The organism is Sphingobacterium allocomposti (assembly GCF_008124885.1).
Classification (GTDB): Bacteria; Bacteroidota; Bacteroidia; order Sphingobacteriales; family Sphingobacteriaceae; genus Sphingobacterium; species Sphingobacterium allocomposti.
The window spans coordinates 115303-129950 of record NZ_VNHX01000009.1; the positions used below are offsets into that span (position 1 = coordinate 115303).

The following is a 14648-nucleotide window of genomic DNA, read 5'->3' on the forward strand; positions in this document are numbered from 1 at the left end:
GACGGGCACGGAGGCACCGCAAGACCACACACGCTAGACAACCCACAACGGACTAATTATAAACACGTTATATGCCACACAGGTTCTTGTCTCCCCTCAGTTCGTATAATTGTTAATTCAAATTAACGTATTATTAACGCTTTAATAATATGTAGGATTATCCATTTATTATAACATCTTGTCATGGATTTCACTCTAAAGTTAACAAAACAACAAATACGTAAGGAAACGGTGCACATGCACCGGATTTCCGTCTCCCGATTACGTGTTACAAATTGGTCATCCTTTCTTATAGGGTTATAACTTGAGTTCGGTCTTATTTTCGGCCCAGAACGCTTTGAAATGTCTAGATTCAACTGAAAAAGAACGAAGCAATAGCGGGCAATTTCGGGAGGTTTTCCGAAAGAAACATGGTCGTTTCAAAATGAATTTGGACAAAGAAGCTAGTCGACAGGTGCACACGCATCGTTACCTGCCCTTGACGACTCCGATGAGACTGTACGAAACGCCTTAGTTGGCGTTGCTATCGAATTTCCGAGCACATAAAGAATTGGCGAACGCTGCTTTTTAATCGGGATAATGAGCCGTGGCAGACGGACTACCCATTAAGCAGGTAAGGTATTCCCAGGCGTGAGCGAATGTAACATTATGCCTGCATTCTAGCATATTATCATGTGCCACCAAAGAAAAAAACGTATATTAGCATGTTGAGATAAGAATTGTAAACCCGCTGTTAGCACCATTTTCAAATCAGGAGGATACGATGAGGGGTCTGGCTGTGTCTGCAAGACATATACCGGACGGAGTGAGCTCATCGAAGATAATCTGGACGTTACATATGGCCATAAAAAGATAAATTATTTACATATGAAACCCTTGTACAGAAAACTTCCAGCAAAGTTGGAAAGTTCGTTTTCCGCAAGACACGATATCATGCCTAATTTTGGCAACGTTTGGCATTACCATGAAGAACTGGAACTACATTATACCATCCGTGGAGAGGGCGTGCGCTTTATAGGCGACAATATCAGCACCTTCTCTCCCGGCGAGATCATTCTGGTTGGCGAAAAACTCTCGCATGCGTGGCGCTGTAAAGAAGAGTACTATCAAAATAACCCCGATTATAATATTGAGGCTATCGTGCTACAGTTCTTACCCGACTGCCTTGGACGGCCCCTCCTGCAACTGCCTGAATCCTACCTGCTCCCCAAGCTGTTTGAAAGAGCAAAAAGTGGACTTATCGTTAAAGGCAGAACCAAGGACGCCGTCGCTGAACTTATGCATGATTGTGTGAAAGAAAACGGACTGGGCAAAATTATCGCTTTACTTCAAATTCTAAAGATCCTGGCCGAAAGTGACGAGTGCGAAACCATCGTTAAGACCAAGACGACATTTCATCAGTCGAATGAGGCCGATAATATCCGTCTAAATAATATCTTCAACCATACGCACGCCCATTACAAAGAAAACATCACCCTGGAAGAAGTAGCGAATATTGCAAACTTAAGTGTCACGTCATTCTGTCGGTACTTCAAGACGATGACCCGAAAGACGTATTACGATTTTCTCGTTGAAATACGGATCAGCCATGCCTGCCGACTATTGGTAGAAAACAAGCTCCCTACGGAAGTCATTTGCTTCGAGTGCGGATTTAACAATGTCTCCAATTTTTACCGACACTTTAAAAAGGTCATGGGGCTGACGCCGTTGGAATATAAAAAACGCTATCTAAGCAGAAATTAGCAGTTAGGGATTGAGGGTTAGAAGAGCTAGAAGCGGCCCTATCTAACCCTATTAACCTTATCAATCTTGTTAACTTATTAACCTATCAACCATGTTAACCTTATCAACCATGTTAACCTTATCAACCTTGTTAACCTTATCAACTTATCAACCTATGCACCTAGCCTACTGCACATCTAGCGCGTCAATATATACCTCGTTTACGTCTATCCCCCGCACAACAACACGATAGGTCCCCGCGTTGATCATCGTTCCTGTGTTGGTATTGACATAATTCCACTTACCTTCCCGCGTAGGATCCATCCGAAGCTGCTCCTCCCGCTTCAATACCGTACCGTCAGGCATCTCCAGAGCCAGTGTGACAAATTTGCTTTCTTTAAAAGGATTGTGGTACTTTAGCGTAAGTGAATAGACATCGGCTACCCCTACTTTTATATCGAAAGCCAGCCAACCGGTATCTTCAGTGAACCGAAGACGCTCTTGATTTAAGAACAGCCTCCTCGCCGCCCCCCCGGAGGTGTATACCTCATTCGCCTTGTAGGTATCCGCTTTTTTTAGGTCGTATGCCGGCTGAAGGCCGCTTCTCACTGCAAAGGCAACTACCGTTCCCGGTGTCACATCAGGTAGATCAAACGGCACATCCTTATTTAACACTCTTTTATAAACCGGATAGGCCTGCCCCCGATTGTCTGTCACCGTATCGCCGATGGATTCAAATCCTTCGGGCTCCTTTCCCCCGAGGACATACACATCTGTATTCCACCGGAACTTTAAAGCGAGTCTGCCGGCCGGCGCTTTAAAGAAGTCTGCGCCATACAATGCGCCCGGAAGGTGCTGAAAAGACAGGCCACGTTTTTCATCAAACGTTTGACCTAGATCCATCCAGGACTTTACAACGGGAGCGCTCCCCTCCATCACCTCAAGGTTATAGTGCTCCCTCTGCTGCTCAGGCATTCCGCCCCCCATGGTTCCCGCGACAGCGATAGCATGGACGACCGCCTGTCCCGCTAAAATCCGGGGAAAATTAATCCGTATTTTACCCTCTTCGGCACGGACATGGTACACCCGCTTCATCGCCACATCGTGTCCCACCTCCCTCCAGATATCGAGTTCCTTCTCAACAACCCGCCCGTTAATCGCTACATCAAAAAGACGCCGCCCGCGGGCATCCTCTCCTCCGCCTGTCCCGATCCAAGGTTCTGCAAAATAGAGCTCCACCTGGTATTCGCCGGGGGGAACGTCAAACTGATAAGCGAGCTGACCGAGGCCGTAACGGAAAGACTGAAACAGGTCCCAATCGGCCACACCTTTAATAGGATCAAAAATACGACGCTGGCTCGCAAAAAAGGGATGAATTCCTTCATATGCATCTGTCCATGAGAAAGACCCCCAGCCCAACGCCTTGTGATAGGGTTGGTCTGCCGACCACTCCTGCCCAAAAGTGTCTACATACCTTCCTCCTCCACAGTTCACGCGGTAGAGGTAGTTTACCTGCTCCGCCCCCTTCAGGAGCGTCGACGATCGATCTCTCAAGCTATCGAAATGTGGGCTTTCCGGCAGATTGAACAATACAATGGTATCACGTGCCACTGTCCTACCTTTGTTCCTCCCTTCCACATACAAAACGTTATATTGGACGTCGACGCCGTTAAAAACGAATGGCCTTCCAAAACCCGCCTTTTTCTGCACGCCGAAGGACGCATGACCAAGGTCGTTGAAAAGTTCGACTTCTTCACAATTCGAATATATACGGATATCGTTTTTTATGCCGGGCGCTAACCAACGGTTTGGCCACGTATGAGATGCGATGTAGACCATCGGATCGTTATCTCCATAATGTGCCCTGTACATAAAGTAAGCATCCGTCGGCTCACCCCAAGGTGTCAGGAGGCCCTTATAGTTGACAGGGCCGATTTTGTCTAGATCGCGAAGCCCTTCACCACCTTGTACGCGTCCGGGGTTGTCGTGGGAATTCCAGAGCCAAAGATAGTGTCCTATCGTTTCGTTCTGAACGGAATCGGCCAGGCGAAGTTTCGTTTCCAGAATCTCCGTAAACCGATCCTCGCTATACATGGAATGATTGGGGAGGTACGGTGGTTCAGCATGCATCTCCAACGTGCGCCATGCCCCATATTCCCCCACCAGCAGCTGCTTTTTTAAATCTTCCCCATAGGTACGATGGTCGCCCCCATAGGTCCCGGTCCAGTTTTGAGGCACATCCCAATCGGTTCCTGCGCCACCGTTACAGGTAGTAACCAAGCGTTGTATGGACGCTGTTGGGTCTAAGGATCGAATGATCTCCGTGCACTCCCTGGCAAAGTCTTCGGGAAGTGTGCTTTCGTTTTCCAGGCCCCACAGGAATACAGATGGACTGTTCCTCCGTTCTTTGACCCAGTCGCGTAGAAGCACTTTGAAGTTCCTCCGGAAATCGTCATTATCAAACCAGATATGAGCCGCCATCTGTGTCCACAATAATATCCCGTTTTCGTCCCAGAACTTCTGATATCGTAGATTATGGGGCTGATGCGCGTCGCGGAACGAATTGAATCCCAGCGCCTTCATCTCCCCGACACGGGCCATTATTTCCTGCTCCGGGAAAGCATGTGAGCCACCAAGCTTATGTTCATATTCAGCGATACCATGTATAAATACAGGTTCTCCATTAACAAACAACTGATTTGTCCCCACCGGTTTTAACCCCTTGGGCCACCGTATCGTCCGCACGCCATAAGCTGTCTGCTCGCGGTCCAGCAGTTTCCTTCCCTCATATATGCTCGTCTCTATCGTATACAGATAAGCGTCCTTCGGCCGCCACAGGCGAGGGTTATTCACCTGTATATCAGCCAGTGAAAACTCTTCTGTCGAACGGGCCCTGATCGTTTTTTCGTTCGTTGTTGTAGCTATCCGTCTGCCTCCGGCATCCAACATGTTCGTCACGATCTTCAGCTTCCGGTCTCTTAACGAACTGTTAAAAATTTCGACGTTTTGATGAATGGTCGCATGCTCGCGCCCCGCGGTTTCGTCGTTCCAGTAGTGAACACCAAAAGGGGCAATATTCACATCGCTCTTTATTACCAGGCTTACCGGTCTAAATATACCCATGGGTTGCGAGCCCTCCGAGAATCCCCGCTCAGACGAGCACCCCCCGTCTACCCAGGGGAGGTCACGGATCTCTGCAGGATGGTCGGCGCGAACAGCCAACGTGTTTGTCCGGCCGTCCGTATATAATACACCGCTGACATCAAGGGTAAACGTGGTACGGCCTCCGGCATGGTATCCCACCCTACGTCCATTTAGCCATACTGTGGCGTAGGAACCTACCCCCTCAAAGAATAGATAAAACCGTTTGTTCTTACCTTTTTCGACGACTGTAAACGTCTTACGATACCATGCGTATCCGTGTAAGTTTCCATGTAGCAGGCGCCGATAACCACCGTAGGTATCCCAGTTGTGTGGTACATCCACCTTCTGCCAAGAGCTGTCACCACGGAATGAGATCTGCTGGAAACCCGCATGCCTCGTACTATCTTCCTCATGCATGACCGTGCGCCAGTCCTGTTCCAGCGGGATTATCCGCCGCGGCGACTGACCGTAGGCAAGTAGCATACATTGGAAGAACAGTAATGATATGAAAAAGAAGCTGCGCATTAGTTTAAGAGATTGAGGTTGGCATCAAATTGATATATTTTATCTTTCACAGTAGCCATCTCCACCGCCCTTCCTCCGCAACGGACACGCAGCAGGTTTCCCGCAGTAGATCGAATCCGCAAGCCGCTCAGCCTGCTATCTTGCCAGTGAAAATCCATCTCAAAGCCGCCGCGGGCTTTAAACCCTTTGACGTGGCCTTCGGATAGCTGCTCCGGCAGAGCCGGCAAAATATCAATATATGCCGCATGGCTTTGAACCAGCATCTCACCAATGCCGGCGGCACCGCCGAAGTTCCCATCAATCTGAAAGGGTGGGTGTGCGTCAAATAGATTAGGGTAAGATCCGCCCGCTTTGCCCGCCGGCCTTAGGAGCATCTTAATCATCTTGTACGTATGCGGCGCGTCTTTCAGCCGGGCCCAAAAGTTAATTTTCCATGCCAGACTCCAGCCCGTTCCGTCATCGCCACGCATGAGCAACGATTTCTTAGCGGCCTCCACTAAGGCCGGTGTACTATCCATGTTAATCTCATCGCCAGGATGTAAACCCCATAAATGAGAAACATGGCGATGTTTATTTTCAGGATCATCAATATCTTCGAGCCATTCTTGCAACTGCCCGTATCTCCCTATCTGATTAGGAGCAATTTTCGGGATCATGGTGTTTACGGAATCCCGCAGTGACTGATCCTCCCCAACCAACGCAGACGATTTCACAAAGATGTTAAACAAAGCCCTTATCAGCTGGTGATCCATCGCAGGGCCTTTTACAAGCCCTCCGTTTTCAGGCGAGTTTGAGGGAGTGCTTACTAACCAGCCTGTGTGTCCGTCGCGTACAAGGAAGTCCTTGAAAAATAGTGCTGCTCCTTTGATGATGGGGTAGTACGCCCTTAAGAATGCGGTATCCTGGTTATAGCGGTAGTGCTCCCACAGATGGGTGACCAGCCATGCTCCTCCCGTGGGCCATATACCATGGTTGGCATGGTTGATAGGCGCGGTTCCTCTCCATATATCGGTGTTATGATGCAGCACCCACCCCCTCGCGTTATAGTATGATCTAGCCGTGCTTTTTCCGGCTTCGCTCAGCTCACGGATCATCCGGAACAGCGGATCATGCAGCTCGCTGAGATTGAACATCTCCGTCGGCCAGTAGTTCATCTCCAAATTGATATTCGTCGTGTATTTGCTCCCCCAGGACGGTTCCAAAAGATGGTTCCATATTCCCTGCAAATTAGCAGGCTGTGTCCCCTCCCGGGAGCTGGCAATCTGCAGATAGCGTCCATACTGTACATAAAGCGCTACCAAACCGGGGTCGTCCTCCGTTACAAACCGGCGCAAACGCTCATCGGTTGGGAGATTATCTTTTTCCGGATGGCCCAGCTGTATAGAAAAACGGTGGAATAAATTCCGGTAATCTTTGTCATGACGCTGCCATATGGCGTCCGAAGACTGCTTGTGAACATACGCGTGATGGGCCTTCGCTCGCACGAGGTAGTCTGGTGAAATATGCCTGAAGTCCTTATAGTTCGTCGCGCCAGTCAGCACGATGTCAGCGCGATTCGCGCGCTCCACATGCAGGTATCCATCCTGTTCGTAAACTTTTCCTCCATCCAGTTTCAAACTCACAAAAGAGGTTCCTTCCAGCACACCGTCTTTCACTTTTACGTGAAGCGCCAGCGTATGCTCGTCCAGTTTATACAAGCGGTGCTGCGGATGTTTGCTATCCATCGTCATGGAAAAGGAGATTCGCCCGGGAAGATCCGCCGATAGGCGAATGGCAACTGCATTGTCCGGAAAGCTGGCAATATAAGAGCGGACAAAAGAAACGCCGTCTTGCTTATATCGAACCTCCGCTACCCCGCGGTCTAAGTCGAGACTGCGGCGGTACTCACGCGTCGTTCCCTTTGGAAACACAAACCGCAACGACCCAAAAGGCTGATAGGAAGCCTGGTATACGCCGACCTTCGGTACGTTGGCATTCTGTATCCAGTACTTCCATGTACCGGCCAAGGGAATAAAGCGGCCGTTGGCGTTCCGCAGTCCGATTGCCTGTGCTGTATCTTTATATCCTGCTATTCCGCCTTTTCCCGTTAGGTTGATTACCTGTACAGCCAATATATTCCGGCCTACACGCAACTGCTCTTTTGGGATCTTGTACACGCGTTTCTCCTGATCACCATTCTTGTGGCCGACAAGGGTGCCGTTGACATAGGTAAAATCCTGCTCACGTATTTTATTGAAATCCAATACCCAGTCAGATTGAACGTCGGTTTCCGTGAGGTGAAAAGCCGTCCGGAACCATACCGCACCATCCACGCCTTCCAGTCCGACATCCTCCCAACCTTCATAAGAAGGTACCGCGATCGATTTCCACCCGCTGTCATTAAAATCAAAAGATGCGGGGCCATTAGATTTGGAGCGTTCCCTTCCGATCTCCTTCAGCCACGCAGCATTATCTTCAGAAGGGCTTTTTTTTCCCATGAAATGCTCCATCGCCAATGCTTCCGCTTCGCGTTGTTTTCCGCGGTCTAAAAGCTCACGGATAGTATCTAAATAGCGATGCGCCCCCGGGCGGTCGTAAGATCGTGGCTCTCCGGTCCATAACGTTTCTTCATTAAATTGGACCTCCTCCTCGTGATCGCCGCCATAGATCATCGCTCCCAGCCTTCCGTTGCCGATAGGCAGTGCTTCCTCCCACTCCTTAGCCGGACTGCTATACCAGAGCCTTTGCTGCGCATGAACGTTAACAATACATAGTAACCCAATCAGAAGACAAAACGGTCTATACTGCATAGCTGTCATTTTCTTATACCTATATTGTTGTCGAGTACAATACTTTTGGCGCTGCCCTCTACTATTTTATCAATTTGCTGGAAGTTGTTGCCATGCACCGTGATATCCGCATTGCCCTCCCCCACAAGGGATAAGAAAGTGCCTGTGCCCGGTGCCGGAGAGTTCTGTTGAATATCCGCTTGCTTCACGCCTTCGAAAACAAGTAAAGAATGCTCTGCAGCCGGCGTATAATTCTGGATTGTCCGTATCTGCAACTGTTCCACATTTTTAGCGGCAATAAACGATCCTTCCGCGACGTCCACCTGCACATTGTTAAACACGATCTTACGGGTGTTTTCCAAAGAGAACCCTGCTTTTGATTGCATATTAATGTTATTAAAGCTGACATTTTCAATAGGCATTTCCGCGAGCCCGCGGAGCAGCCCCACGCGGTTTGTGGTTCCCGCCATATCGCTGATAAAGATATTCTTAAATTGAGGGGTCCGCTCACTAACTGGCTCTACGTCTGTTTTTGCATATTGCATATCCATTACGATTGCCTGATCCCGGATGTTCCGCATAACGATATTGCTGACCCGCACATTCTCCACCACACCACCTCTTCCTCTGGCGGTCTTCAGCCGGATTCCCCGATCCGTTCCATCAAACACACAGTTGGAGATAACAATATTTTTTACTCCTCCCGACATCTCGCTACCAATAACTACTCCACCGTGGCCACGTAGCATTGTACAGTTGGTGATGGTGTAGTTTTCCGCGGGGATATTTATCTGCCTTCCAGACCTGTCTTTTCCCGATTTGATCGTTATACAGTCGTCACCGACGCTAATATGGCAATTGGCGATGTGTACATTGCTACACGATTCAGGATTAATACCGTCTGTATTCGGCGATGGTGGATTGTCTATGGTAACGCCGTCTACCGTCACGTTGTCACAATACTGTGGATTAACCGTCCAGAATGGAGAATTTTGGATCTTAATATCTTTGATCTGTACGTTGGAGCAGCGTAAAAACTGAATGAAAGGAGGGCGCAAAAAGCCCCGCTCAATCCAGCCGGGTAGATCCGGCGCCAGCACATCCTTATTCAGCCTTTTGAACTCTTTCTGCCACTTGCTGTCCTCGGTCTGCCTCTTGACTTCAACTTCGGAATATGCCCACCACTTCTTACCGTGTCCATCGATTAGGCCCCTTCCGACAATTGCTATATTCTGTAGGTCCTTGCCATAAAAGAAGGGAGAGAAGTTCGTCACTGCGGTCCCTTCCCACCGCGATTCCACCATAGGCAGATAGTCGTCGAAGTTATCGCTGAAATGAAGTTCAGCGCCCGCGTCAATGAACAGGGTGATATTGCTTTTGAAATGGATAGGACCGGTGATATACTTTCCTGCCGGAAAATAAACGGTCCCGCCGCCTGCGCCTGCCGCAGCATCAATCGCCTTAGCGATTGCCCCGGTGTTCATTCCGGTACTGTCATTCTTTCCTCCATAGTCCAGAACATTGTAAAACTGTTGCGCCTGTCCTAAATTTATTCCTATGGCCACGAGCGTAGCCAGAACTAAAATTCCTCTTCTTATCATCTTAAGTTAACTGTTATAGGTTTCAATTTCCTAGAATGTGCCACGCGCTTCCCGTCAATGAACACAGAAAGTCCTTTCCCATGGCCATATCTGCTTCCCTTTTCATCCCAGAAGATATCGACCTGTCTACCTTTGTAGCTGAGGTGCTGCAAGGCGAAATAAGGCCATCGTCCGGCTGGTATCAATGGGCTAAGTGTAAACCGGTCGTCCATCGTCGGCTTCACACCTATTAAATCCTGTATAACGATATCTGCAAACGTGGAGTGATTGTAAAATTTACTGCGCGGGTCATCACCTTTTAGCCACTCGCCGTTGCGTTCGTCCTGATACTCGCCTATATACGGCTTTCCGTACATCACATGTGCTTTCGCATACTGCAATACTTCTTCGTAAAAGTCGGCTGGACGGATCGCCCCCTTCTGCTTATAATCCGTCAATAGGTTGGCCATGCCCCGCAATGTTTGCGAGGTAGCAAAGGGCCAGATGGCCCCGTCCCATTCACAGCCATGGCCCGAACCCCTGGTCCGGAACGTCGGCTCCCTCCGCTCGGCAGTAGTAAGTCCCCACGGGGCCTTAAAACCCGCCGTATCCTTCACCTGCTCCCAAGCGCGGGCATAGATCTTTTTGTCAGGAACAGCATGAAAATACCAAGGAATAAATCCTATGGCCTCCCGCGCGGGGTGGAGACCTCCTTTTTCCATGCGTGTCTTAAAAAAAAGATCGCTACTGTCCCACAATGAATCGACCAGCAGCGCCTGCAAGCGGTCTGCCTTGCCGGTGTATTTCTCCGCAAGTGCCGCGTCACCGGCTAAACGGGCTATGCTTGACAGGGCTTTGGCGTTGCCATACATATAGCTATTGATGGTCGGCCGCATATTCTCCTCCCTTCGTCCCCCCGAGACCGACTCCTCCATTCCATCCTTTACATCGTGTTGCCAAAACAGGCCATTTTCCAGCTGCCTTTCTTTTTCCCACGTTTCATAGTCTTTATCTAAATCGGCCAGGCGGCTAACGAGATATTCCTTATCCCCGCTGACCATATAATAAGCGAGTAATGCATCCGGCAACCAGGAACTAAATTGATGAAAACGGGGACGGGACTGCCCTTTATCGGCGTGGTACAGCCAAAAATCTACATACTCCTGCAGGAAGCGATGTCCTTTCAGCCAGCGGCCCTCATAAAGGTGATGACCTAAGGCACAGCTGATGGAGTTATACTTTCCAGCATGCTTCACTGGCGTGATGAACTCCGTGACGATGGTTCCTTCCGGCGTATGCTTAATATGCTTTCGGAAGGACCACCACCGAAAATAGTAAATCTTCTCAATCGCCGGGTCTGGACAATCCAACAGCGGAATATTCGCTTCCAGCCATCCTGCAGATTCCTTATTTGCTATCATGTTGACAACAGCTTCATCATCGGCTGCATTAAACTGTTGCACATAATCCTGCAGCTTCATCTTCAAATCGACCTGCGCCGACAGCCCGCTGCACAGCAGCAGCAATATAAATAATGTTATTCCTTTCATCTATACGTCAGTTGTTTATGTTACAGATGATACGTAATCATCATAGTTGTTTATCGTATCAGCATCACTGTTCCTAATGAGACCGGATGTGTTCATTTACAATTTGGTTTCGCCATAGTGGCCGAATAAATCGTCCAGGTCATCACCCTGATTATCAATGTCCGCATTATACGGATATAAAAGTTCCCGATCGTCCACAATACCTAAGATAAGGGCTTCCCCTTTCGGCAATTTCAACTCCTGCGTGCCCGCAGGGAAAGAGTACGTGTGCACGTCCACCATAGGCATGTATTGGAGGCGTACCGCATTCCTGATCTTGGCCTCGGCCTGCCCGTAATCATTTGCTGTTGCGTCTATTTCCAGAACGGGCTTCGGCGCAAATACTTTATCTTCGCTATTAAAGTAGCCTACGAGCACCTTGACGGGCTGTGTACACGTGAAACGCAACAACGTCCCTTCCCGCTTCTGCTTTTCCGAATCAACCTGAACAGCCTGTAACCCCTCAAGCTCGGCCGGTAAGTGCGTAATAACCAGTTCCTGGTCGCGGTATGGCTTGGCTCCCTTTTTCAGAGAAACCTGCTTTATGCTGCCTTCAAAGACGACGGAAACAGGGAGAAGCACTTTTTCCGTTTTGATACTGTTTCCGGCATTACGGGTTAGCGAATCGATAGCGTGCTTAAAATTACGGAGTTCTGCTTCAAAAACCGGCAACATTTCTTCCCAATGCTTGTAGGTAGCGTCCACACCGCGCATAGGTATCTTACGCTGTTTCGTCTGCATGCTGTTTGCATAAAGATAGCTGTCTTTGGTTAAGTCTACTAATGTACTATATGCCTCCAAACTCTTCTCTAAATCGGGGACAGCCGACTTCAGGGCTTCAACATTACGCGTATATTTATACGACAGCACCTGTATGGCGGCTTTAACCTTCGCACTGTAATGCGCTGCCAATGCGCTATGGATATACACATCATTTAATACACGTCGCAGCTCATCGGTGTTTCTGGTAGCTTTTCCCATAGACTCCACGAGGTCTACTGCGCGCCGCCCATGTGCTACTATCTCCGCTGCCACCTGTGTAGGAGTCTCGCCGACATGCGGTTCGCCTTTATACTCCTTTTCCGCGTATTCTATGATCATTTCTCCTTCCGGAGCCTCGGAGTCGTATAATAGCGTAAACAGCCCGTACCGATACGGATTGATAAGCTGTGTCATCAACATACCCAGCGACGATGTCTGCCGGTTGCCGTCGGTAATGCCAAAGCGTCTAAGAATCTTCGGGGAGATTTCGCCTATTTCCTGTAAGGCATTCAGCAAAGAACGTGCGTCCCGCTGTTCCAGGCCAAAGTATCTCTGCAGCTGTTCAGACCAGTAATGTTCTTCATCGGCTTTGTCCCGCTCGGCCTTCCAGGCATATCGCCCCCACGCACGATACCACACCCAGTCGCGATCCAGCTGCAACAGCCGCTCATCAACTTTGTCGGCCGTGTACGGCCAGTCCCAGTACGAAGCCTGCGGATAGACGTGAATACCGTTCGAGAGGTGTATATCGTGCATCGCCACGACACACTTCTGAATAAAATCGGGCGCAGCGTAACGAAAAGGTTCCAAATTCGCGAGAATATGTACATTCTGAATATGTACCGTACCAATGTTACCCAGACGCTGGTGCAACTCGGCCCATTTACCACGCGGCGTATAGGTAGTCAGCGCCTCTCCGTTATATTTGGCCATGGTATAAAGGTTCTTGTAAATCGGCAATGCCTCAGCCATTACCGCCGGCGCATCTGTGTCGTGAGCCCGCAAGATAACCGGAGGCTCGACATCGCTACCAATAGCCTGCAGCCCGTCTTTCACCCCGGGGAGGATCGTTTTCGTGAACCACCGGACGTCGTCCTCTCCTACACCCTCCATCGCCTCTCCCAATGTGATCAGTAATCCAACGTTCGGATATTTCTGGACAAAAGCGGCAATAGACTGACGTGTATAATCTTCTATCAACGGCGTAATGACGCGATTCCGCTCCTGCGTTTTAAGCCCATGCCTTTCAGCGAAAGGTTTCGGGAGAATAATGTTATAAAACATCTGTATCACCCATATACCGCGCTTATTGGCTTCTTCCGTAAGAAAGCGGTACATCTCCTCGTTCTTCGCGAAAGTAGCCTCATCAACTTCGATAGCATATGGATATTCTTTCAATTTAACCAGAGAAGAGAACGGATGTCCATTCCATAAATACAGCGAGTTGTAGCGGTTTTCCAACATCATATCCAGGTAGCGGATCCATAGATCCTTATCGTAGAACCATGGAAACAGCTCCTCCGTATAAGGGTATTCATACACGTCCCTGCCAGGTAAATACTCCGTCTTCTGCAATCCGATAGCAGTGCCACGCAACACCATCTCCGGCGCGTCAACGAGACTTACCGGCCCCTCGATATCCTGCTGCCTCAGGCGCACTTCTTCACACCCATAGAGAACTCCGGTTTCATCTTTACCGATGATAATCAAGGGCGCATTTTTACCTTTTCTGTACAGTAAGAACGACTCTTTCTTTTTCAGCTGCTGCAGTAGGGCTTCCGGCACATACCGGTCCCAGGACGCGCCGTCCAAAAGTCCGATAATAACGTCGTCCCCGGTGGCCTTACGGTAGGCCGCCGGAAGCGAAGCCATACGTACCGTCTCTCCTGCAGAAGGCAGTTTTTCTATAGCATAGTCGAAACGGCTTTTGTTGGCAACGCGATCCTCTATAACCAATGTGCGAACAGGCCTGGCAGTAAGATCTGCCAAGCCCGCCAATACACACAAATAAAATATTACAATATACTTCCCAAAACTATTATTCATCATTACTTAAAGTCCATATCGCAGCCTTCTAAAAGACGAGACTATCAAAAAAAGAGCAAGCTCCGTGAAACCACAACGCTTATTTATAGCCGCTTATAATGGTTCTTCAAAAAAACAGTTTTATACCGTTCCTTTCCTATGTATAATTATCCTTTTACTACAAGATGTTATCATTAGCTGCCGACGGCATAACGATAGGCGACGACACAAGCGAGAATATGCTATAACTATGCAAGGCCTTGATGGGGGCGTCGCTTATGCCGATCTAACGCTGAGATGGACCCCTTCTCGACAAACAGGATAGCATCAAACCAACACCCAACTAACACCGCCCCTTGACCGCCCGGTAGCTGGGTCGGCTTCGGGTCGGCTTCGAGTGGGCTTCGGGTCGGCTTCGGGGCTGACACGAAGCGCACCCAAGGAAACCCAACGGCCACCCCGAAAAACGGCAGGTAAAAGGGCGAAGAAAGGGCGGTATTGGTTAGGTAAAACCCTGTCCCCTGATCAGCCAT

7 protein-coding genes are annotated in these 14648 nt (G+C 49.2%); 1 reads left to right on the forward strand and 6 read right to left on the reverse strand.

Going from position 1 to position 14648, the window contains the following annotated elements; all coding sequences use genetic code 11:
- Nucleotides 1-867 precede the first annotated feature (867 nt).
- Complete coding sequence (locus BC792_RS08450) at nucleotides 868-1743, forward strand: AraC family transcriptional regulator (protein WP_148908555.1); 876 nt, start codon at nucleotides 868-870, stop codon at nucleotides 1741-1743.
- Nucleotides 1744-1908: 165 nt separating this feature from the next.
- Here the strand turns inward: BC792_RS08450 and BC792_RS08455 are convergent, their stop codons facing one another.
- The 6 genes from BC792_RS08455 to BC792_RS08480 all read right to left on the reverse strand — a co-directional run bounded on the left by BC792_RS08455 (nucleotide 1909) and on the right by BC792_RS08480 (nucleotide 14648).
- Nucleotides 1909-5349: a malectin domain-containing carbohydrate-binding protein gene (locus BC792_RS08455; RefSeq protein ID WP_170249994.1), complete on the reverse strand. Its 3441-nt coding sequence runs from the start codon at nucleotides 5347-5349 to the stop codon at nucleotides 1909-1911.
- Nucleotides 5350-5390: 41 nt separating this feature from the next.
- A complete protein-coding gene (locus BC792_RS08460) occupies nucleotides 5391-8180 on the reverse strand; it encodes a glycoside hydrolase family 95 protein (RefSeq protein WP_211357502.1) in 2790 nt (929 codons plus the stop codon).
- 5 nt (nucleotides 8181-8185) lie between these two features.
- Complete coding sequence (locus BC792_RS08465) at nucleotides 8186-9760, reverse strand: glycoside hydrolase family 28 protein (protein WP_148908558.1); 1575 nt, start codon at nucleotides 9758-9760, stop codon at nucleotides 8186-8188.
- Nucleotides 9757-11289, reverse strand: a complete 1533-nt coding sequence (locus BC792_RS08470) for an MGH1-like glycoside hydrolase domain-containing protein (protein WP_148908559.1) — start codon at nucleotides 11287-11289, stop codon at nucleotides 9757-9759. The genes BC792_RS08465 and BC792_RS08470 overlap by 4 nt, the downstream gene beginning before the upstream one ends.
- 96 nt (nucleotides 11290-11385) lie before the next feature.
- Nucleotides 11386-14139, reverse strand: a complete 2754-nt coding sequence (locus tag BC792_RS08475) for an alpha-d-galacturonidase (RefSeq protein WP_148908560.1) — start codon at nucleotides 14137-14139, stop codon at nucleotides 11386-11388.
- 224 nt (nucleotides 14140-14363) lie between these two features.
- Nucleotides 14364-14648, reverse strand: coding sequence for a hypothetical protein (locus BC792_RS08480; protein ID WP_148908561.1), 285 nt, complete (start codon nucleotides 14646-14648; stop codon nucleotides 14364-14366).